The sequence below is a fragment of the Ruegeria sp. CDSB117 genome (assembly GCF_059611005.1).
Window position 1 is genome coordinate 125,226 of record NZ_JBXWOS010000014.1, and the last position, 19,504, is coordinate 144,729.

20 protein-coding genes are annotated in these 19,504 nt (G+C 58.6%); 14 read left to right on the forward strand and 6 right to left on the reverse strand.

The window, feature by feature from the left end:
* The first annotated feature begins 128 nt into the window (after positions 1 to 128).
* From ileS to AC2FJC_RS15630, 3 genes are all read left to right on the forward strand, one after another.
* Entirely contained in the window at positions 129 to 3,041 is a 2,913-nt protein-coding gene (ileS, locus tag AC2FJC_RS15620; RefSeq protein WP_496740197.1) for an isoleucine--tRNA ligase, read from the forward strand.
* An 82-nt stretch (positions 3,042 to 3,123) separates the two neighbouring features.
* Positions 3,124 to 3,579, forward strand: a complete 456-nt coding sequence (locus tag AC2FJC_RS15625; protein WP_496740198.1) for a methylated-DNA--[protein]-cysteine S-methyltransferase — start codon at positions 3,124 to 3,126, stop codon at positions 3,577 to 3,579.
* Between the two features lie 76 nt (positions 3,580 to 3,655).
* Positions 3,656 to 4,123, forward strand: coding sequence for a hypothetical protein (locus AC2FJC_RS15630; protein ID WP_058273207.1), 468 nt, complete (start codon positions 3,656 to 3,658; stop codon positions 4,121 to 4,123).
* Positions 4,124 to 4,126: 3 nt separating this feature from the next.
* Here AC2FJC_RS15630 and AC2FJC_RS15635 read toward each other — a convergent pair whose 3' ends face one another.
* The 4 genes from AC2FJC_RS15635 to fsa all read right to left on the reverse strand — a co-directional run bounded on the left by AC2FJC_RS15635 (position 4,127) and on the right by fsa (position 7,380).
* The gene (locus AC2FJC_RS15635; protein ID WP_496740199.1) at positions 4,127 to 4,822 is read right to left on the reverse strand and encodes a CDP-alcohol phosphatidyltransferase family protein; all 696 of its coding nucleotides are present in this window, start codon (positions 4,820 to 4,822) and stop codon (positions 4,127 to 4,129) included.
* Positions 4,823 to 4,907: 85 nt separating this feature from the next.
* The gene (locus AC2FJC_RS15640; RefSeq protein WP_496740200.1) at positions 4,908 to 5,828 is read right to left on the reverse strand and encodes a tyrosine recombinase XerC; all 921 of its coding nucleotides are present in this window, start codon (positions 5,826 to 5,828) and stop codon (positions 4,908 to 4,910) included.
* A complete protein-coding gene (locus tag AC2FJC_RS15645) occupies positions 5,825 to 6,532 on the reverse strand; it encodes a DUF484 family protein (RefSeq protein WP_058273210.1) in 708 nt (235 codons plus the stop codon). Before AC2FJC_RS15645 ends, AC2FJC_RS15640 begins: the two co-directional genes overlap by 4 nt.
* A gap of 194 nt (positions 6,533 to 6,726) precedes the next feature.
* Positions 6,727 to 7,380, reverse strand: a complete 654-nt coding sequence (gene fsa, locus AC2FJC_RS15650; RefSeq protein ID WP_050603155.1) for a fructose-6-phosphate aldolase — start codon at positions 7,378 to 7,380, stop codon at positions 6,727 to 6,729.
* A 90-nt stretch (positions 7,381 to 7,470) separates the two neighbouring features.
* Here fsa and AC2FJC_RS15655 point away from each other — a divergent pair, with 90 nt between their 5' ends.
* The 4 genes from AC2FJC_RS15655 to AC2FJC_RS15670 all read left to right on the forward strand — a co-directional run bounded on the left by AC2FJC_RS15655 (position 7,471) and on the right by AC2FJC_RS15670 (position 12,365).
* Positions 7,471 to 9,666, forward strand: a complete 2,196-nt coding sequence (locus AC2FJC_RS15655; protein WP_496740201.1) for a primosomal protein N' — start codon at positions 7,471 to 7,473, stop codon at positions 9,664 to 9,666.
* Positions 9,667 to 9,745: 79 nt separating this feature from the next.
* Positions 9,746 to 10,978 (forward strand): MFS transporter, encoded by a 1,233-nt coding sequence (locus tag AC2FJC_RS15660; RefSeq protein WP_496740202.1) that lies wholly within the window; start codon positions 9,746 to 9,748, stop codon positions 10,976 to 10,978.
* Between the two features lie 66 nt (positions 10,979 to 11,044).
* Positions 11,045 to 11,917, forward strand: coding sequence for a 50S ribosomal protein L11 methyltransferase (locus tag AC2FJC_RS15665; protein WP_496740203.1), 873 nt, complete (start codon positions 11,045 to 11,047; stop codon positions 11,915 to 11,917).
* A 103-nt stretch (positions 11,918 to 12,020) separates the two neighbouring features.
* Entirely contained in the window at positions 12,021 to 12,365 is a 345-nt protein-coding gene (locus tag AC2FJC_RS15670) for a hypothetical protein (protein WP_496740204.1), read from the forward strand.
* A 103-nt stretch (positions 12,366 to 12,468) separates the two neighbouring features.
* Here AC2FJC_RS15670 and AC2FJC_RS15675 read toward each other — a convergent pair whose 3' ends face one another.
* Entirely contained in the window at positions 12,469 to 12,681 is a 213-nt protein-coding gene (locus AC2FJC_RS15675) for a DUF1127 domain-containing protein (protein ID WP_108861009.1), read from the reverse strand.
* Between the two features lie 334 nt (positions 12,682 to 13,015).
* Here AC2FJC_RS15675 and ruvC point away from each other — a divergent pair, with 334 nt between their 5' ends.
* The 4 genes from ruvC to AC2FJC_RS15695 all read left to right on the forward strand — a co-directional run bounded on the left by ruvC (position 13,016) and on the right by AC2FJC_RS15695 (position 15,898).
* The gene (gene ruvC, locus AC2FJC_RS15680; protein WP_058273216.1) at positions 13,016 to 13,513 is read left to right on the forward strand and encodes a crossover junction endodeoxyribonuclease RuvC; all 498 of its coding nucleotides are present in this window, start codon (positions 13,016 to 13,018) and stop codon (positions 13,511 to 13,513) included.
* Positions 13,510 to 14,187 (forward strand): Holliday junction branch migration protein RuvA, encoded by a 678-nt coding sequence (gene ruvA, locus AC2FJC_RS15685; RefSeq protein ID WP_496740205.1) that lies wholly within the window; start codon positions 13,510 to 13,512, stop codon positions 14,185 to 14,187. Before ruvC ends, ruvA begins: the two co-directional genes overlap by 4 nt.
* 4 nt (positions 14,188 to 14,191) lie before the next feature.
* Positions 14,192 to 15,211, forward strand: coding sequence for a Holliday junction branch migration DNA helicase RuvB (ruvB, locus tag AC2FJC_RS15690; RefSeq protein WP_109312604.1), 1,020 nt, complete (start codon positions 14,192 to 14,194; stop codon positions 15,209 to 15,211).
* A gap of 63 nt (positions 15,212 to 15,274) precedes the next feature.
* On the forward strand, positions 15,275 to 15,898 hold the full coding sequence (locus tag AC2FJC_RS15695) for a hypothetical protein (protein ID WP_496740206.1): 624 nt from the start codon (positions 15,275 to 15,277) through the stop codon (positions 15,896 to 15,898).
* 16 nt (positions 15,899 to 15,914) lie between these two features.
* Here AC2FJC_RS15695 and AC2FJC_RS15700 read toward each other — a convergent pair whose 3' ends face one another.
* Entirely contained in the window at positions 15,915 to 17,621 is a 1,707-nt protein-coding gene (locus AC2FJC_RS15700; protein WP_496740207.1) for a SulP family inorganic anion transporter, read from the reverse strand.
* Between the two features lie 190 nt (positions 17,622 to 17,811).
* Between AC2FJC_RS15700 and ybgC the strand changes: the two genes are divergently transcribed.
* The 3 genes from ybgC (at position 17,812) to tolR (ending at position 19,504) form a co-directional block, all read left to right on the forward strand.
* Positions 17,812 to 18,219, forward strand: coding sequence for a tol-pal system-associated acyl-CoA thioesterase (gene ybgC, locus AC2FJC_RS15705; protein WP_058273220.1), 408 nt, complete (start codon positions 17,812 to 17,814; stop codon positions 18,217 to 18,219).
* A 111-nt stretch (positions 18,220 to 18,330) separates the two neighbouring features.
* Positions 18,331 to 19,026: a protein TolQ gene (gene tolQ, locus AC2FJC_RS15710; protein WP_058273221.1), complete on the forward strand. Its 696-nt coding sequence runs from the start codon at positions 18,331 to 18,333 to the stop codon at positions 19,024 to 19,026.
* 1 nt (position 19,027) lies between these two features.
* Positions 19,028 to 19,504: a protein TolR gene (gene tolR / locus AC2FJC_RS15715; RefSeq protein WP_496740208.1), complete on the forward strand. Its 477-nt coding sequence runs from the start codon at positions 19,028 to 19,030 to the stop codon at positions 19,502 to 19,504.

Below are 19,504 nucleotides of genomic sequence, written 5' to 3' on the forward strand. Positions count from 1 at the left end.
GATGGCCATCATTATTCGAATTATATCCCCGGCGCTCTGATTTCGCGAGACGCCGGGCAAAGGTGCTTGAGAATTCGCACTGACCGCTTCGATCCACACACGTCAAGATCATCCTGAGGACGCCCCAAATGTGCGCCGACACGACCCAAACACCTGACTACAAAGACACGCTGAACCTGCCCAAAACCGATTTCCCCATGCGCGCAGGCCTGCCCAAGCGCGAACCCGTATGGCTGGAGCGCTGGGAAGAGATCGGCGTGTATGACCGCCTGCGCGAGAAAGAGGGCCGAGCGCCCTTTACCGTGCATGACGGTCCGCCCTATGCCAACGGTCACCTGCATATCGGCCACGCGCTGAACAAGACCATCAAGGACATGATTGTACGCAGCCATCAGATGATGGGTCATGACGCGCGTTATGTGCCGGGATGGGACTGCCACGGCCTGCCGATCGAATGGAAGATCGAGGAACAGTACCGCAAGAAGGGCAAGAACAAGGACGAGGTGAACATCGTCGACTTCCGTCAGGAATGCCGCAAATTCGCCGAAGGCTGGATCGACGTCCAGCGCGAAGAATTCAAGCGCCTTGGTATCACCGGCAACTGGCCCGATCCCTACATCACGATGGACTATCACGCCGAGGCTGTAATCGCAGATGAGTTCATGAAGTTCCTGATGAACGGCACGCTCTATCAGGGCTCAAAACCCGTGATGTGGTCGCCCATTGAGAAAACAGCGCTGGCCGAGGCCGAGGTCGAGTATCACGACAAGGAAAGCTTCACCATCTGGGTGAAATTCAAAGTCGTAAATGCGGGCGATCTTGATGACGCTTTTGTCGTGATCTGGACGACGACTCCGTGGACCATGCCGTCGAACAAAGCGGTAGTGTACGGCAAGGACATCTCTTACGGCCTCTACGAAGTCACCGGCGCACCCGAGGAATGCTGGGCCAGTGTCGGAGATAAGTTCCTGCTGGCAGACAATCTGGCTGCTGACGTGCTGGGCCGCGCGCGCTTGAACGACGATCAGTGGACTCGCGTGCGTGACGTAACCACCGATGAATTGGCAGGCGTCCAGCTGGCCCATCCGCTGGCCGGAGCCGAAGGTGGCAATGGCGAATGGGACGACATCCGCGACTTCCGCGCCGCTGAGTTTGTAACCGACACCGAAGGCACCGGTTTCGTCCACTGTGCGCCGTCTCACGGAATGGAAGAATTCGAGTTGTACCGCGATCTGGGCATGCTCGAGCAAGTCATCACCTATAACGTGATGGACGATGGCTCGTTCCGTGCTGATTTGCCGTTCTTTGGCGGCAAGTACATCCTGTCCCGCAAGGGTGGCGAGGGTGACGCGAACAAGGCGGTCATCGACAAGCTGGTCGAGGTCGGCGGGCTGCTGGCCCGTGGCAAGATCAAGCACAGCTATCCGCATTCGTGGCGCTCAAAGGCTCCGATCATCTATCGCAACACGCCGCAGTGGTTCGCGTCCGTTGACCGTAAGCTGGATGACGGCATGGGTGAGATGGGCGACACCATCCGCGAACGCGCTTTGCGTTCGATCGACGAGCTGGTGAAATGGACGCCGCAGACCGGTCGCAACCGCCTGTACTCGATGATCGAAGCGCGCCCGGACTGGGTTCTGTCCCGCCAGCGCGCTTGGGGCGTACCGCTGACGTGCTTTACCAAGAAGGGTGCTTTGCCCACCGACGCGGATTACCTGCTGCGTAATGAAGAACTCAACGCCCGCATCAAGGCGGCGTTCGAGAAAGACGGCGCGGATATCTGGTACACTGACGGCTTCAAAGAACAGATCCTCGACGGCATCGCCAACCCGGATGACTACGATCAGGTGTTTGACGTTCTGGACGTGTGGTTCGACTCTGGTTCGACCCATGCCTTCGTTCTGCGCGACCGTGAGGATGGCACTGAAGACGGCATCGCGGACGTCTACATGGAAGGCACCGACCAGCACCGCGGATGGTTCCATTCGTCCATGCTGCAGGCTTGCGGCACCAAGGGGTGTGCGCCGTATCGCAACGTGGTAACTCATGGCTTCACGCTGGATGCCAAGGGCAACAAGATGTCCAAATCTCTGGGCAATACCATCGTGCCGGAAAAGGTGATCGAGCAATACGGTGCCGATATCCTGCGCTTGTGGGTGGCTCAGACCGACTACACCGCCGACCAACGGATCGGGCCGGAGATTCTGAAAGGCACTGCCGACAGCTATCGCCGCCTGCGCAACACCATGCGGTTTATGCTGGGCTCGCTGGCCGACTTCACCGAAGCGGATCGCGTCGCGCCTGAGGATATGCCGCGCCTGGAACGTTGGGTGCTCAGCCGTCTGGCCGATCTGGATGAGCAGGTGCGCAAGGGCTATGCCTCCTTCGATTTTCAGGGCGTATTCAGTGCCGTGTTCACCTTTGCCACGGTCGATCTGTCGTCGTTCTACTTCGACGTTCGCAAGGATGCACTGTACTGCGATGGCGACAACCTACGCCGCCGTTCTGCGCGCACCGTGCTGGATATCCTGTTCCACCGACTGACCACATGGCTGGCCCCGGTTCTGGTCTTCACCATGGAAGAGGTCTGGCTAGAGCGGTTCCCGGGCGATGACAGCTCGGTCCATCTGGTGGATTTCCCGGAAACCCCTGCCGACTGGCGTAACCCAGAACTTGAGGCTGCTATGGCCAAGATTCGCCGTGTTCGCCGCGCGGTGACTGCAGCGCTGGAAATCCAGCGTCAGGATAAGGTCATCGGATCCAGCCTTGAGGCTGCACCGATCGTGCATGTCGAAGACAGTGACACCCGCGATCTGCTGGCCACCTTTGACGTGGACGACATGTGCATCACGTCTGGCCTGACCGTTTCGGGCGATCCGGCCCCGGCCGAGGCGTTCCGTGTGCCGGAAATCGAAGGCGTTGGCGTCGTGTTCGAAAAAGCAGATGGCGAGAAATGTCAGCGTTGTTGGAAGATCCTGCCGGATGTCGGTCGGCATTCCCACGCGGGTGTGTGTGGGCGCTGCGACGAAGCGCTGGGCTAAACATTCGAACCCCCGGCGTCACCCGCCGGGGGTTTTTCTTTCCCCGCTTGCGCTGGCCCCGGCGATCTGAAACGCTGTATTCATGCCGATGATTTCCGTTGATACGCAGTTTGGCCGCCTTGGCATTGAAGAAACAGATGGCGCCATCACACGCCTTGTGTGGGATGGGCAGGACGACGGGCCGGACACACCCCTGTTGCAGGAAGCCGCTGCGCAGTTGACCGCGTATAACGAGGGGCGTCTTGAACGGTTCGATCTGCCGTATCGTGTTGTCGGGTCAGACTTTCAGCGTAAGGTCTGCGATCTGATGTATGCCATTCCGCTGGGCGAGACCCGAACGTACGGGGACATCGCCAAAGAGCTTGGGCAACCTCCGCAACCGGTGGGTCAAGCCTGCGGTGCGAACCCCATTCCGGTGATCATACCTTGCCATCGGGTGCTGTCTGTCAACGGTCTGGGCGGGTTCTCGGGCGATGGTGGGGTCGAAACCAAAGTGGCCTTGCTGCGTCATGAACGCGCGGCGGGCCTGCTGATCTGAGGCGCGAAAATCAGTTGCAATCCCAGACTTCGCGGCCCAACCTATATCAGTTACTGAATTTGAAGGACCGTATTGCATGACCGCCCATACAGACCCGGCCGCTCGCAAAAAGGCCATCATAGACCGCCTGATGTCGCTGGAAGAGCAGGAACTGGCAACTGCGCAAGCGCATTATGACGCTTTTCTGAAGGACTCGCAGCTGGACGACCGCGAAGGGCATGACAAGGATGACATCGCCGCCTCCCGCGAGAATGCGGATCTGGCGGCAGCGTTCGATGCGCCCGTTCACGCGCATCACGCCAAGATTGATGTGATCGAGAACACGGATTTCAGCCTGACGGACCGGGTTCAGCCAGGCGCTGTTGTCAAGTTCAACAACCGTCGGTTCGTCGTCTGTGTTTCGACCACGCGGTTCGAGGTGGACGGCAAGACCTATATGGGTATCTCAACCCAGAGCCCGATCTACCTGACCATGACCGGTCTGCAAGAGGGTGATGTGTTCACCCATAACGGCACCGAGTTCGAGGTTGAGGAAATCCTGTAACGTTCAGTTGTTGCGCAGCGGGATAATTTGCTGCGCAATACCAGCTGAAACCAGGTAGAGGCTTGTAATCACCAACCCCCAATGCGCCCAGCTTTCGGGATGGAAATCGACCCAGGCAGCCCAACCGGCGAAGAACGTCCAGGCGAACGCGATGGGCAGTGACACGTTGCGCCAGCGTTCCGTCCGCACAGGGTGAATGAACTTCAACGGCAGGAACATCGCCAGCGACAACAGTGAAACCAGCAGCAGGATCACCCAGAAGTTGGGCTCTAGCGCGAAGATCACGATGACGAACATGTTCCAGCAACCCGGAAACCCCGAGAACGAGTTGTCCTTGGTCTTCATCCGCGTGTCCGCGAAATACATGGCGCTGGCAAAGGTGATCACGATGATCGCAAACCAGCCGGTCCAACCGTCCATCAGCCCTGATTTGAACAGCGCAAAGGCCGGGATGAACACGTAGGTCAGATAGTCGATGATCAGGTCCAGAAGAACGCCGTCAAATTCCGGTGCGTTCTTTTTGACATGGTAGTGGCGCGCAAGCGGGCCGTCGATTCCGTCCACGATGAACGAGATCACTAGCCACAGATACATAAGGCTCCACTTTTCCTCGACCGCGGCCAGCATGGCCAGCATTGCAAAGACGGCACCGGTCGCGGTGAACAGATGTACGGAAAGGGCTTTGAGTTTTATTGTCATTTGTGTCTCTTGGACGATGCGCGCTGCAGATGCAAACTAAAAGCCGGGTAAGGATACAGTCCAGACGACATCGAGGGACTCGGGATCAGGCCTTGGGGTGGGCGCGGTTGTAGACTTCCATCAGTCGGGCCGTATCTACGGCCGTATAGGCCTGCGTGGTGGAAAGCGAGGCATGGCCCAACAATTCCTGAATGGCGCGCAGATCACCCCCAGCGGACAACAGATGGGTGGCAAAACTGTGCCTTAAAGCGTGCGGTGTGGCGGTTGCTGGCAGGCCAAGCTGCATGCGCGCCTTGGCCATCACGCCCTGAATTGCGCGCGGATTGAGCGCACCACCACGCACCCCGCGGAACAAAGCCTTTTCTTGGGATTGTGGATGCGGGCAAAGCTGCAGGTAGCGGTCAACGGCGGTGCGGGCGGCCGGAATCACCGGAACGATGCGTTCTTTTCCGCCCTTTCCCACAATACGCAAGCTACCCGGCAAAGGTGCGTCGCTTCCTGTCAGGGACAGCGCCTCAGATATGCGCAAACCGCAGCCATAGAGCAATGTAACGACAGCAACGTCCCGCGCCGAGATCCAGTCGTTTGACGACTGAAGTTCGACCGTGTCGATCATCGCGCGGGCCGCGTCTTCGGCCAGCGGGCGGGGGAGCTTTTGGGTAAACTTTGGCGCGCGTGTAGACAGGACGGCAGTGGGTTCGAACCCTTCGCGTTCAGCCAGCCATCGGTAGAAGCTTTTGACCGCCGACAGCTTGCGCGCCAGGGATCGCGCGCCAACACCTGCGCTACGCTGATCGGCCATCCAGGCGCGCATGTCGGACACGTTGATCCGGGCCAGCGCTGCCAATCCCTGCCGTTCACTGTGGTGTAGTGTCATGAAAGACAGGAAGTCGGTGACGTCACCGCGATAGGCGGCTTGGGTGTTTTCCGATCGCCCCGCCAGCGCGCTCAGGCTGTCCAGCCAGTACTGTAACGCGTCGCGGCAGGCGGGTGAGATCAGGCTCACGACAACCAGTGGCGCATCGAACGTTCGAAGACGCCAGCGAAGAACGACAGAAGATCAGTGCCCAGCTGCGGCGAGAAGTGGTTGCGGTCCCTTGCGCTCATCACGATCATGCCCGGCAACCGACCCTCACCCAGATCCAACCGCAGGCAAGCCTCGGACCGCAGGTGATCTGCGTTGGGTCCAAAAATTCTGTGTGTCGGGTGGAGGATCTCGCGCAGAACCACGTCGCGGGCGGGGCCGCCGCGGTCGAAGGTCAGGTAATTGTCCACGAAACCGGGTTCGACTACGGACAGAACACCGCCCAAAGTGTCGATGGCGGGGTCTTCCTGTGTGGCTGTGGATTCCAGAATTAGCTTGATGCGATCAACGCGCAGGATTTCGACCACATCCGAGCCGAGCGTGCGCAGGAAATCTTCGAACTCGGCCGGTTCCAGCATGCGGATAACGGCACGATGCACCTGATTTGTGCCTGCAAGGTTTTCATATGCTGCGGCGATGACGGACCGGTGGGTGTCTTCCAGCCTGTCCAGCCGTTCCTCGAGCCGTTGCATGGCGATGCCGCGCAGGTCGATGACGTTGTCCCCGCGCGCCTGTTCGTTGGCCGTTACAAGGGCCTGCATCAGGTCCTTGTCGTCCAGCACGGCGTCTGGTTTGGCCAGAATCGCGGCGCGCAAGTTGTCCTGGAGTTTGGTGTTGCTGCTCATGTCCCGCTCGGTCTTTTTTTGTTGAGGGGCTTATAACATGAGTTATGGCGGTTTCCTTGGAAAAAATGCATTGGCGGTGCATTTCATTCCCACTGTGACCTGCGGCTCCCGCCTGCGAAACCTTGATCAAAGATCAAGGCTTGGCAGTTGGGCCGGGCGCGGCACCTGACGGTGCCGCGCGGTCGCGCAAAGAGTCAGAGGATTTTCTGACCTGTCTTGGCCCAGTCGGCCAGGAAGGTTTCCAGACCTTTGTCCGTCAACGGGTGATCGGCCAGTTTCTTGATCACAGCGGGCGGTGCGGTGATCACGTCAGCACCGATGCGGGCGCTGTCGGTCACGTGGTTCACGGTGCGGATTGAAGCGGCCAGAATTTCGGTTTCAAAACCGTAATTGTCATAGACCTGACGGATGTCGGCGATCAGATCCATGCCATCCAGGTTGATGTCATCCAGGCGACCGATGAAGGGCGAGATGAAGGTTGCGCCCGCCTTTGCGGCCAAAAGCGCCTGGTTGGTCGAGAAGCAGAGTGTGACGTTGACCATCTGGCCTTCGTCGCTGAGCGTCTTGCAGGTTTTCAGACCGGCCCATGTCAGCGGAACTTTCACGGCGATATTCGGCGCGATCTTGGCCAGCTTGCGGCCCTCGGCGATCATGTCGTCAGCTTCGGTTGCGACAACTTCGGCTGAAACCGGGCCGTCGACCAGATCACAGATTTCCTTGGTCACTTCCAGAATGTCACGACCTGATTTCAGGATCAGCGAGGGGTTGGTGGTCACGCCGTCCACCATGCCCAGATCGTTCAGTTCGGCAATGGCGTCGATTTCGGCTGTGTCTACGAAGAATTTCATGCGGGCAGTCCTTTGATGGGTTGGCCTTGGTCGCGGATGGCTTTACCTCAAAGAGACCCATGCTGGAACCCCCGAGCCCAAGGATATGCGTTGAGCACTCAGGAGTATTTCGACCACGGAGAGCTGGTTGCGGTTCTGACCGCACAGCCGCTGGACCGGACGCTGGATTACAAGGCGCCCGAGGGGGGCTGTTTTCTGGGGGCGTTCGTAGAGGTCCCGCTGGGGCCTCGTAAAGTTCTGGGTGTCGTCTGGGGCCCGGGACAGGGCGGGTTCGACCTGAACAAGGCGCGATCCGTGATCCGGGTGCTTGAGGTCGCGCCGATGCGCGAAGAAATGCGGCTGTTTCTGGGGAAGGTTGCCGATTACACTCTGACGCCGATGCCTGCAATGTTGCGTCTGGCAACGCGCGCGCCGGGGCTTGGTGATCCGCCGTCGATGCGTAAGGTTTACCGGCTGGGCAATGGCGCGCCGGACCGGATGACCGACGCACGCACCCGTGTGCTGGAGGTTCTGCGCGACTATGGCGGGCTTGCATTCACCCTGAAAGAACTCGCCGAACAGGCGGGCGTGACGTCTTCGGTCGTCAAAGGGTTGGTCAAGCAGGGCGCCGTACGGGAAGAAGACAGCCCGCGCGATTTGCCCTATCCGAATCTGGATCCGGATTTGCCGGGCAAAGCTTTGACCGACGATCAGGCGGCGGCGGTTGAGAAGTTGCAGAAGGGCCAGCGGTCCGGGGAATATGGAACCACGCTGCTTAAGGGCGTGACGGGTTCGGGCAAGACCGAGGTGTATCTGGAGGCGGTCGCCGAGGCGCTGCGGATGGGCCGACAAGCCTTGGTTCTGCTGCCCGAGATCGCTCTGACAGCGGAATTCCTGACACGAGTTGAGGCGCGATTCGGTGCACGCCCAGCCGAATGGCATTCCGGCGCGACCATGACGGAACGCCGCCGGGTCTGGCGGATGGTCGGGCAGGGGGATGCGCAAATGGTGATTGGCGCGCGGTCAGCTTTGTTCCTGCCGTTTCGCAACCTTGGCTTGGTGGTGGTCGATGAGGAACACGACACCTCGTACAAACAAGAGGACGGCGTGCATTACAGCGCGCGGGACATGGCGGTGCTGCGGTCTGCCATTTGTGGCGGGCGGGTGATTCTGGCCAGCGCAACACCTTCGCTGGAAAGCTGGGCCAACGCTGAGGCGGGAAAATACGACCGGGTCGATCTGACCTCGCGGTTCGGGGCGGCGGTGTTGCCGGAGATGAAGCCCGTCGACATGCGCGCCGAACAGATGCAACCGGGGACGTGGATTTCTCCGTCTTTGCGGCAGGCGGTGATGCAGCGGATCGAGAAGGGTGAGCAATCGCTGCTGTTCATCAACCGCCGTGGGTATGCGCCGGTGACCCTGTGCCGCGCTTGCGGGGAGCAGATTGCCTGCGATCATTGCGACGCGCGGATGGTCGAGCACCGGTTTCTGAAACGGCTGATGTGCCACCAATGCGGTGAGACCAAGCCGATGCCTGAGGAATGTCCCTCATGCGGGGTTGAGGGCAAGCTGGCCCCGGTCGGCCCGGGGATCGAGCGGCTGGCCGAAGAGGCTGAGGCGACGTTTCCCGATGCCAAGATCGCGATGCTGAGTTCCGATTTGTTTGGCTCGGCCCGCGCTCTGAAGGCTAAGATCGAAGAGATTGCCGAGGGCGATGCCGATATCGTCATCGGTACGCAGTTGGTTGCCAAAGGGCACAACTTTCCCAATTTGACTTTGGTCGGGGTAATCGATGCCGACCTTAGTCTGCACGGGGCGGACCTGCGCGCCGCTGAGCGGACATTCCAGTTGATGCGGCAAGTCGCGGGTCGGGCAGGTCGGGCGGACAAGCCAGGGCAGGCCCTGTTGCAGACATTCCAGCCCGAGCATCCCGTAATCCGTGCTATTCTTTCAGGTGACGAAGAAGGATTTTGGAAGGCCGAGGCCGCCGGACGGCAGGCGGCGGGTGTGCCGCCATACGGCCGTATGGCAGGGATCGTCCTGTCCGGACCTGAGGTTGGACCAGTTTTTGATATCGGGAATGCAATGGCCCGCAACGATGCGCCGCTGCGCGATATCGGGGCACAAGTCTTTGGCCCGGCTCCGGCGCCTATTGCGCGGATTCGCGGCAGACACCGCGTGCGATTGCTGGTCAAGGCACCCAAGGGCGCCCCGATTCAGGACGCGATTGCCCGCTGGATCGCGCCCTTGCGCCTTAAGGGCGACCTGCGTTTGACCGTGGATATCGACCCGCAGAGTTTCTACTGACCTCTGCATCAGCGCAGATCGATTGTGCGCCCGCTGCTTCGGCCTCGCCAAAATCTGAAAATGGGCGTAGAGGAGTCCAATGTTGAAACCGATGCCCCTGTCCGAGGCGCAGAGCCTTCCGTTCTGGCGCCGCCCTGTGACGCTCTTGTTCGTCATGGCGTTGACGATGCCGATTGCCTTCAACGCGTGGAGCGCGCTGTTGAACAATTTCGTCATTGAGGTGGCGAATTTTGACGGGGCCGACATTGGGTTACTGCACACTGTGCGGGAGATCCCTGGATTTCTTGCCGTTGGCGTGATCGCGGTGATCATTTTCGTGCGCGAGCAGGTATTGGCGATGATCTCGCTGATGATGCTGGGCGTGGCAACTGCGTTGACAGCATGGTTTCCCAGCCTTGGTGGGTTGCTGTTTGTCACCCTCTTCAGTTCGATCGGGTTTCACTATTACGAAACAGTAAATCAGTCGCTGCAGTTGCAATGGCTGCCCAAGGACCGCGCGCCACAGGTATTGGGCTGGCTTGTTGCCATGGGGTCAGCCGCGACGGCAGTAGTCTATGGCCTGATCGTTCTGACCTGGGACCGGTTTGATCTGTCCTACAACATTGTATTCATGGCCGCTGGTGGTGTGACCGCCCTGCTGGCGCTGTTCTGTCTTTTCGCCTTTCCGCAGTTTGACTCGCCAACTCCACAGACTAAAAAACTGATCCTGCGTCGTCGCTACTGGCTGTATTACGCACTACAGTTCATGGCCGGCGCGCGGCGGCAGATCTTTGTTGTCTTCGCGGGCTTCATGATGGTCGAGAAGTTTGGGTTTGAAGTACACGAGCTGACCAGCCTCTATCTGATCAATCTGGTGATCAACATGGCGGCGGCTCCGATGCTGGGTAAGGCTGTGTCGATGTTCGGTGAGCGCCGCACGCTGATCTTCGAATACACCGGCTTGGCGATCGTTTTTGCGGCCTATGGCGGTATCTACTGGTTCGGTTGGGGCGTGGTGCTGGCTGCGACCCTATATGTGATCGACCATGTTCTGTTCGCTTTGGCGCTTGCCCTGAAGACCTACTTTCAGAAAATCGCCGATCCTGCGGATATTGCACCGACTGCGGCCGTTGCGTTCACGATCAACCATATCGCTGCTGTGTTCCTTCCTGCGCTTCTGGGCCTGCTGTGGGTCATCTCGCCCGGTGCAGTCTTTGCACTGGCCGCTGCGATGGCGATGATCTCGCTGGGTTTGTCCTTGCTGATCCCGCGGCACCCGGAACCGGGAAATGAAACGATCTTGTCGAAATACGCGCCGGCACCGGCCGAATAAGCGCCAATGCTTGACCTTGGCGGGCCATCGCCATAGGCGCTGTGTCAATTGATACAGGAGGCCCCCATGCCCACATTCACTGCGCTGACTACACTGACCGGTAAAAAAGCTGCCGAAGGGCTGGGCGAAGCGATGGAGCGTCTGGATCCGGAACCAACCGGCGTTGGTGTTTTCGAGGTCGAGGATGGCTCGGGCCTTTGGGAAGTTGGTGGGTATTTCACCGAAACTCCGGACGAAACCGCTCTGGCTGTTCTGGCCGCCGCGTTTGAGGCCAAGCCTTTTGTTGTGTCAGAACTGCCCGATACGGATTGGGTGGCCCATGTGCGCCGGGAACTGGCTCCGGTCGAGGCCGGACGGTTCTTTGTCTATGGCAGCCATGACGCTGACAAGCTGCCCGAGGGACGTATCCCACTACTGATCGAGGCCGCAATGGCCTTTGGCACCGGCCACCACGGCACCACGTTGGGATGCCTAAAGGCGCTGGACCATCTTCTGAGCCAAGGGTTCACGGCGACCAAAGTGGCCGATATCGGCTGCGGCACTGCCGTGCTGGCCATGGCGGCAGCGCGGGTCTGGGAAGGTGAGATCATCGCCAGTGATATCGACGAAGTGGCTGTTGATGTCGCCGAAGCCAACCTGAAGGCCAATGGCATGGCAGGCAAGGTCCGCTGCGTGGAAGCGGCGGGCTTTGATCATCCCGATTTGGGCGCATTCGCACCCTACGATCTGATTTTCGCAAATATCCTTAAGGGGCCACTGGTTGCTCTGGCCCCCGAAATCGCAGCGAATCTGCGCGTCGGTGGGTACGCAATTCTGTCCGGAATCCTTAACGAACAAGCCGATGATGTGGTTTCTGTTTATGTACAAAACGGGTTCAATTTAGAGAAAAATGACCAAATTGGTGAGTGGACGACGCTAATATTAAGCAAACAGGGCTAAATCTGGGCCATTTGCTGGAGCTTTCTGGAATTTCGCCTCGATTTTGTCGCATTCTGTTTTTACCGTCTTAACCTGGAATCGGGGGGCGGTTTTGGAGGCTGCCATGACGGGAAAACAACTTGAATTCGATCAGCGCGTTAATCGCCTGAACAAGAAACATGCTAAACTAAGCCGTGGCTATCGCGCGACGATGCGCAAGGACGGGCTGGTTGTGATGAAACCACAAAGGGTGAAGTCAGCTTTGCCCCTGAAGTTTCTTCTCATGTGCCTGCTTGGGTTGTTCGCATTCAAGACGTTCTTGCTGACCAGTCTTGGGCCTTCGGGCTATCAATACAGGGTTGATGCATTGAACGAGGGCACTTCGGTTGAACAAGCCGGTGCCTGGGTGATGCAAATCGATCCTGTATCGCTGATGCTTTCGGAACAGTTGGCACGGCTGCTGCCCTAACATCAGGCCAATGAATCAGAAACGCCGCGCATTCTGCATGCGCGGCGTTCTGCTTTGCCCCCGAGGGAGGGAAGGGGCGTATGAGTGGGCGGTGCGTTAAATCTTAACGACGACCTTCGGCCACGACGTCAATATCGCCACGGCACAGTCCGATATCTTCCAGTTCGCGATCTGTCAGACCGCTCAGCGTGTTACGTGTCACACGGGCGTCATTCCATTCGACAACGGCGTTCACGACCGATGCGAAATATGCGCCGATACGGCCAACGAGGCCGAATGAGCCAGTGGTGGTGCGGGTTGTGTCCAGTGCAGCCATATCCTGTTTCCTTCTGGTTTGAGTTTACGTTTTGATCGTTCGTTCTGAGCGGCATCTAGTGCCGCCAAATCGGCTGTGCAAGTGCGGAAATTGCAACTGTCCTATGCGTTTTTTGCAGAGCTCAAGATTCATTAGAACCCCTTAATTTATTGGCCATTTTTGCTTCATGAAACGTGTCGATTTCAGACTTTTGCCTGTCGCAAATTGGCCGTTTTGTCGCGTGTGAAGCAGGTCTGTCGTTTTTGTACTCTCTGTCAATTCGCTTGGAAAATGTTCACGCTTCGTGCTAATCCGTAAAAAAGATCACAAAAACTCGAGCAGGCCGAGGCGAAACATGCGGATTTTGGGCATTGATCCGGGGCTTAGGACCCTGGGATGGGGCGTCATCGAATCGCATGGCAGCCGCCTGAGCCACGTCGCCAACGGACTGTGCAAGTCTGACGGGGACGATTTGGGCGAGCGTTTGCTGTCTCTCTACAATCAAATCGTCGAAGTCATTGCAGAACATCAGCCCGATCAGGCGGCCATCGAACAGACCTTCGTCAATAAGGATGGGGCTGGTACGCTGAAGCTGGGCCAGGCGCGTGGTGTGGCGTTGTTGACGCTGGCGCAAGCAGGGCTGCCCGTGGGTGAATACGCGCCCAATCGGGTTAAGAAAACGGTTGTGGGCGTTGGGCATGCCGAGAAAGAGCAGGTTCTTCATATGGTCAAATTGCAACTGCCGGGCTGTAAGCCCAAAGGGGCGGATGCCGCGGATGCGCTGGCGATTGCCATCTGTCATTCATATTACGGCGCAGCGCCGCAGGCGCGCGTGAAAGAGGTGCGGGCATGATCGGGAAACTGACCGGACGATTGGACTATCGCGCAGTGGATCACGTGTTGATCGACGTGCGTGGGGTTGGATACCTCGTTTACTGCTCGGACCGGACCATGGCCGCGCTGCCGGGCGTTGGCGAGGCTGTCTCGATTTACACCGATATGGTGGTGCGCGAGGACCTGATGCAGCTTTTTGGGTTTTTGTCCCTTGTCGAAAAGGAATGGCATCGCCTGCTGTGTTCGGTTCAGGGCGTTGGGGCCAAGGTTTCGCTCGCCATTCTGTCCGCGTTGGGTCCGGATGGGGTCAGCCGGGCCATTGCGCTTGGGGATTGGGGTGCCGTCAAAGCGGCGAAAGGCGTGGGCCCAAAGACGGCACAGCGGATCGTGCTGGATCTAAAAGACAAAGCGCCGGGTGTGATGGCGATGGGCGGGACCGTGACCGAAGCGATGGACGGCCCCGGATTGGAAGTCGTTGAGTTGTCTGAACCAGCACCAGTGCCCAAGCAGGTGGCAAAACCCGCCTCGGGGTCTGCCGCAGCTTCGGCGGGGGCACTGTCAGCTCTTGGCAATTTGGGGTACGGACCGTCTGAGGCGGCCTCCGCTGTGGCTGAAGCGGCCGCCAGCCTGCCGGAAGCAGGCGAGGCTGAATTGATCCGGGCGGCGCTCAAGCTGCTGGCACCGAAAGGGTGACTGAATGGTAGACGCCGATCCCACATTGCGCCCCGATCCCTTGCCCGAAGATAACGATCGCGCCCTGCGTCCGCAGGGGCTGGACGAGTTCATAGGCCAGGCCGAGGCGCGGGCCAATCTGCGCATTTTCATCCAATCCGCGCGTATGCGGAGCGAGGCAATGGATCACACGCTGTTTCATGGCCCTCCGGGTCTGGGTAAAACGACGCTGGCACAGATCATGGCGCGCGAGTTGGGGGTGAATTTCCGCATGACCTCGGGGCCGGTTCTGGCCAAGGCGGGTGATCTGGCGGCAATCCTGACCAATCTGGAATCCCGCGATGTGCTGTTCATTGACGAAATCCACCGTCTGAACCCGGCCGTCGAAGAGGTTCTGTATCCGGCGATGGAGGATTTCGAGCTGGATCTGGTAATCGGCGAAGGCCCGGCAGCGCGGACTGTGCGGATTGAATTGCAGCCGTTTACTTTGGTTGGAGCAACGACGCGGATGGGCTTGCTGACCACCCCATTGCGCGACCGATTTGGCATTCCGACGCGGTTGCAGTTCTACACAGTGGACGAGTTGCACGAGATCGTTACGCGCAACGCCCGCAAACTGGGCGCGCCTGCCGATGATGCTGGTGCCAGAGAGATTGCGCGTCGATCACGCGGGACCCCGCGGATCGCGGGGCGATTGCTGCGACGGGTCGTGGATTTCGCCATCGTCGAGGGCGATGGACGTATCACCCTGGATCTGGCGGATGGCGCGCTGACGCGGTTGGGTGTGGATAATCTGGGCTTGGATGGTGCCGACCGGCGATACTTAAAACTGATCGCTGAGAACTATGCCGGTGGTCCGGTCGGGATTGAGACCCTGTCGGCTGCGTTGTCGGAAAGTCGCGATTCGCTGGAGGACGTGATCGAGCCCTATTTGTTGCAGCAAGGGCTGATCCAGCGCACGCCACGCGGTCGGATGTTGGCGCAGAAGGCTTGGACGCATCTGGGAATGGCGGCACCAAAGGGCCAGAGCGATCTGTTTGGTTGAAGCTGAGGCCTTTAGATTTTATGCCTTCGGCAAGAGTACTTTCGAAAAGATGAAGGATTGGGCGTGACCCCCGAAGACATTCAGTCGTTGTTCACCCGTGAAAGCGGAGAGTTCCTGTTTGCGCGTTGGGGTCGGCCCATCGTGCCTATCGTCTTTGGGGTCGAGGATGAAACCCTGAACACCGTCAAGGGCGCGTTTGAGGCCGTGGTTAGCCTGGCCGATCATAAGATGGCCGAAACGGATCCGGAACTTGGTGCGAACTGCATGGTGTTCTTTTTCCGCGACTGGAAGGAGCTGCTAGAAGTTCCAGATCTGGATCGGTTGGTTCCCGATCTTGCCCCGCTGGTGGACCGGCTGATCGCGGCGGATGCAAACCAGTATCGGGTGTTCCGCTTTGAAGAGGACGGTGCGATTCGAGCCGCGTTTGTTTTCCTGCGCATGGACAAAGAGCTGTCCAAGATTCCGGCAGAGACTTTAGCGCTCAGCCAGGTGGTGCAGACCATTTTGCTGTGGTCGGACACTGCGTTCAGAACGCAATCGCCGCTGGCGGTCGCCGAGGGGGTGACAGTCCTGCGCCCCGACATCGCCGGGCTGATCCGGGCAGCCTATGATCCGGTTTTGCCGAGGGCAGCGCAGGACCCGGCGCATGGCCTGCGATTGTTTGCACGGATGCAGCAGTCGCAGTGATTTAAGCTGAGATCATCTACGATTTGGATGTGTTGCGGTGTTGGAAAGCGGTCAATAGATCGCTTCCCGTGTCAAAAAATGCGTCGTCGCCCACCAAATCGGTCACGCCGTACCTGTCCAACTCTGACCGGACATGCGGTTCGATCAGGAGGAATACCAGCCGGATGTTCTTTGCCTGCAGGAGCTTGAGGACATTGCGCAGCGTGTAACCCGCGGTGAAGTCCACGTCATCAATGGCCGAAGCTTCGATGCAAAACCATTGTACGTCGCTTTCCGAGGCTTGGGTGATTGTCGCAATCTCATCCGAAAGCCGCTGTGCATTCGCGTAGTAAAGGCTGTGCGAGAAGCGATAGATGACAAGCCCGGGTTCGAATTGGTTTGGCACGGAAATGGGTTTTGAATGCCAACCACCGTCTTTGGTTTTGACGATCACTGAATTTTTGGGGCGGTAGCCGCGGCGGGTATGGTTGATCAATGACAGCACCATCGCAAAGATGATGCCTTGTTCTACCCCAACGATGACGACAACCGCAGCCGTGGCGACTGCAATCCAGAATTCTGATCGGGCTTGCCTGTAAATTGCAATCAGGCCTTTCAGGTCGATCAGTTTCAGGCCGATCAGGAACACGACTGCAGACAGTGCCGCATTCGGCAGGTAGGCCAGTGGGCCGGTCAGGAACAGTATGACCAACAATACGATCAAGACGGTCGTCAGTTGTGCCACCTGACTGCGGCCACCGGCGCTGGCCACCATCTCGGTTTTTGTCGGGCTGCCATTTACAACGAATGTGCCCGTGAAGGCGGCCCCAAGATTGGCCAGACCCAGCCCGACAAGGTCAGTGTTCTCGCTGAACTTCTCTTCGTAACGCGCCGCATAAGCCCGCGAAGTTGCGGCGCTTTGGGCCAAGATCACAACGAAGATGGACAGCGCGGTTGGCAGCAATTGTTTGAACAGGGTCCAGCTCCAATCTACGTTCGGGACAGAGAGCGCAGGCAAGCCGCTGGGGACCGAGCCCAGTACCGCGATGCCGGATGCGGCGAATTGGAACGCCCAACTGCATAGGATTACCCCAAGTATGGCGAATAACGGGCCGGGTAGTTTCGGTGACAGCTGCCGGCATCCGACGACGATCAGCAGAACTGCCGCCGCTACAGCCAATGTGGGCCAGCTTGTCTGGTCGATGTTCTGAATGGTTGCCTGAAGCTTGGCGATGGTCCCGTGACCGTCGCTTTCGATCCCTAACAGTCCGGGGATTTCACCGGTTGCGACCTGAATGCCCACGCCTGTCAAGAACCCGACAAGAACTGTTCGGGATAGGAAATCAGCCAGAAATCCCAAGCCGATGAGGCGTGCGGCAATCAGAAGAACAGCTGCCATCAGCGCCAACAGGGACGCCAACGCCAGATACTCGGACGAACCCGACACTGCCATGCCAGCCAGAGCCGAAGCCGTAATCGCCGCCGTGGCAGAATCCGCCCCCACCACAAGATGACGGGACGAACCGAACAGCGCGAACAGCGCCATTGGGATAAGGATGGTGTACAACCCAGTCACGACCGGCGTGCCTGCGATCTTTGTGTAGCCCATGACCTCGGGGATCGCGAGGCAGGCAAAGGTCAGGCCTGCCAAAACTTCCGCAGGCAAGGTCGCGCGGTTGAACGGCAAGATGCCCTGAAGGACATGAAGAAAGAACATCCTCTCTTCTTTTTGCCCCTTAGCCATTGAAACTCCTGTCGGATTCACTTGGTATGTATGAAAGCCTAGAGGGCAAATCTTCGAATTTCGAGAGCGGACTTGGGAAGGTGGGAACTTTGTCCCCGCAAGGGATTGCAGGAACCGCGACAACCATGCATCTGTTTCAGAGCAGGATTTGCCCCGCGCGTTACATATTTGAGAGACCGGACCTGATATCATGGCCAATGAAGCTGATGCGCCCCACAAGCATATCTTTCCGATCCGGGTCTACTATGAAGACACCGATATGGGCGGGGTCGTATACCACGCGAATTACCTCAAGTTTATCGAACGCGCGCGATCTGACTATGTGCGCCGTCTGGGCAACGATCAGAACGCGATGCGCGATGGTGGGATCGTCTGGGTCGTGCGCCGGATCGAGGCCGATTACGTCGCGCCCGCGAAGTTCGATGATGAGTTGATCGTTGAAACTTGGTTGTCGTCAATCTCTGGTGTGCGGCTGACCATGGGTCAGTTGGTCAAGAGGGGGGAGACCGAGATCTTCCGCGCCTCGGTGACTGCTGTTTGCATGAACGCGCAAGGTAAGCCAGTCCGCCTTCCGGCAGAGATTCGCGCATTAATGTAACAATTTGTCGGTCAGGGGTGGTTATGTTGGCTTTTCATAACCAACTGCGATAGCGTTTGGCAAAACAAGGCCAAACGAACGGCCGTCAGGCAAAAAACAAAGAGCAGGTTCATGGAAGCTGAAACGCTGGCGCTGGCGCAGGAGATCGATTTCTCCATGTGGGGGCTGTATGCCCGCGCGACCTTTGTCGTCAAACTGGTGATGTTGATGCTGATCGCTGCATCCATCTGGTCTTGGGCGATTATCATTCAGAAATTGATTAACTACCGCGCCGCCCGTCGCGAAGCGCAGGTGTTTGACGAGGCCTTCTGGTCCGGCAACCCGCTGGATGAGTTGTTCGAACATATCGGATCGCAGCCAGACGGCAGTTCAGAAAAGATTTTTGCCGCTGGCATGATCGAATGGCGCAGGTCGCACCGAACGGATGGCGGGCTGATCGCGGGGGCCACTGCGCGGATTGACCGTTCGATGGATGTCGCGATCGCCAAAGAATCCGAGACATTGCAAAAAGGTTTGCCCATTTTGGCGACGGTCGGCTCGACTGCGCCATTCATTGGCCTGTTCGGGACCGTTTGGGGCATCATGAACGCGTTTATCGAAATTGCTGAGCAGCAAAACACCAACCTGGCCGTTGTGGCACCCGGCATTGCCGAGGCGCTTTTGGCCACGGGCCTGGGTCTGTTGGCTGCGATCCCGGCGGTAATTTTCTACAACAAGCTCAGTTCAGACAGTGATCGGATCGTGGGTGGCTACGAGGCTTTTGCCGACGAGTTCGCCACCATCCTGTCGCGTCAGTTGGACAGCTAAGATGGGTGCGGCGGTTCAGCAGAACGGAGGCGGGAACGGGCGCAGACGCGGCCGTCGTCGCGGGCGGGCGCAGCCGATGGCCGAGATCAACGTGACGCCTTTTGTAGACGTTATGTTGGTGTTGCTGATTATCTTTATGGTTGCGGCACCGCTGCTAACCGTTGGCGTGCCGGTGGACTTACCCAAGACGGCGGCAAGCGCATTGCCGGGCGATAACGAAGAACCGCTGACAGTCACGATGACTGCAGAAGGGCGCGTTCAGATTCAAACCACCGATGTTGCCCGCGAAGAGTTGATTGGCATGCTGCGCGCCATTGCGGCAGAACGCAGCAGTGACCGGGTGTTCCTGCGCGCGGATGGTGCGATCCCTTATGCGCAGGTTATGCAGGTTATGGGTGCGCTGAATGCAGGTGGGTTTTCCAATGTGGGGCTGGTGACCGACACCGGCGGCCCTGCGCTGGACGATGGTGGAGAGTGA

Coding starts and splice junctions, on each gene's coding strand:
- tolQ (WP_058273221.1), top strand. CDS start 18,331: ATGGAAGCTGAAACGCTGGCGCTGGCGCAGGAGATCGATTTCTCCATG.
- AC2FJC_RS15675 (WP_108861009.1), bottom strand. CDS start 12,681: ATGGCTGCACTGGACACAACCCGCACCACCACTGGCTCATTCGGCCTC.
- ruvB (WP_109312604.1), top strand. CDS start 14,192: ATGGTAGACGCCGATCCCACATTGCGCCCCGATCCCTTGCCCGAAGAT.
- AC2FJC_RS15625 (WP_496740198.1), top strand. CDS start 3,124: ATGCCGATGATTTCCGTTGATACGCAGTTTGGCCGCCTTGGCATTGAA.
- AC2FJC_RS15645 (WP_058273210.1), bottom strand. CDS start 6,532: ATGAGCAGCAACACCAAACTCCAGGACAACTTGCGCGCCGCGATTCTG.
- AC2FJC_RS15660 (WP_496740202.1), top strand. CDS start 9,746: ATGTTGAAACCGATGCCCCTGTCCGAGGCGCAGAGCCTTCCGTTCTGG.
- AC2FJC_RS15670 (WP_496740204.1), top strand. CDS start 12,021: ATGACGGGAAAACAACTTGAATTCGATCAGCGCGTTAATCGCCTGAAC.
- ruvA (WP_496740205.1), top strand. CDS start 13,510: ATGATCGGGAAACTGACCGGACGATTGGACTATCGCGCAGTGGATCAC.
- fsa (WP_050603155.1), bottom strand. CDS start 7,380: ATGAAATTCTTCGTAGACACAGCCGAAATCGACGCCATTGCCGAACTG.
- ybgC (WP_058273220.1), top strand. CDS start 17,812: ATGGCCAATGAAGCTGATGCGCCCCACAAGCATATCTTTCCGATCCGG.
- AC2FJC_RS15630 (WP_058273207.1), top strand. CDS start 3,656: ATGACCGCCCATACAGACCCGGCCGCTCGCAAAAAGGCCATCATAGAC.
- ileS (WP_496740197.1), top strand. CDS start 129: ATGTGCGCCGACACGACCCAAACACCTGACTACAAAGACACGCTGAAC.
- AC2FJC_RS15700 (WP_496740207.1), bottom strand. CDS start 17,621: ATGGCTAAGGGGCAAAAAGAAGAGAGGATGTTCTTTCTTCATGTCCTT.
- ruvC (WP_058273216.1), top strand. CDS start 13,016: ATGCGGATTTTGGGCATTGATCCGGGGCTTAGGACCCTGGGATGGGGC.
- tolR (WP_496740208.1), top strand. CDS start 19,028: ATGGGTGCGGCGGTTCAGCAGAACGGAGGCGGGAACGGGCGCAGACGC.
- AC2FJC_RS15635 (WP_496740199.1), bottom strand. CDS start 4,822: ATGACAATAAAACTCAAAGCCCTTTCCGTACATCTGTTCACCGCGACC.
- AC2FJC_RS15665 (WP_496740203.1), top strand. CDS start 11,045: ATGCCCACATTCACTGCGCTGACTACACTGACCGGTAAAAAAGCTGCC.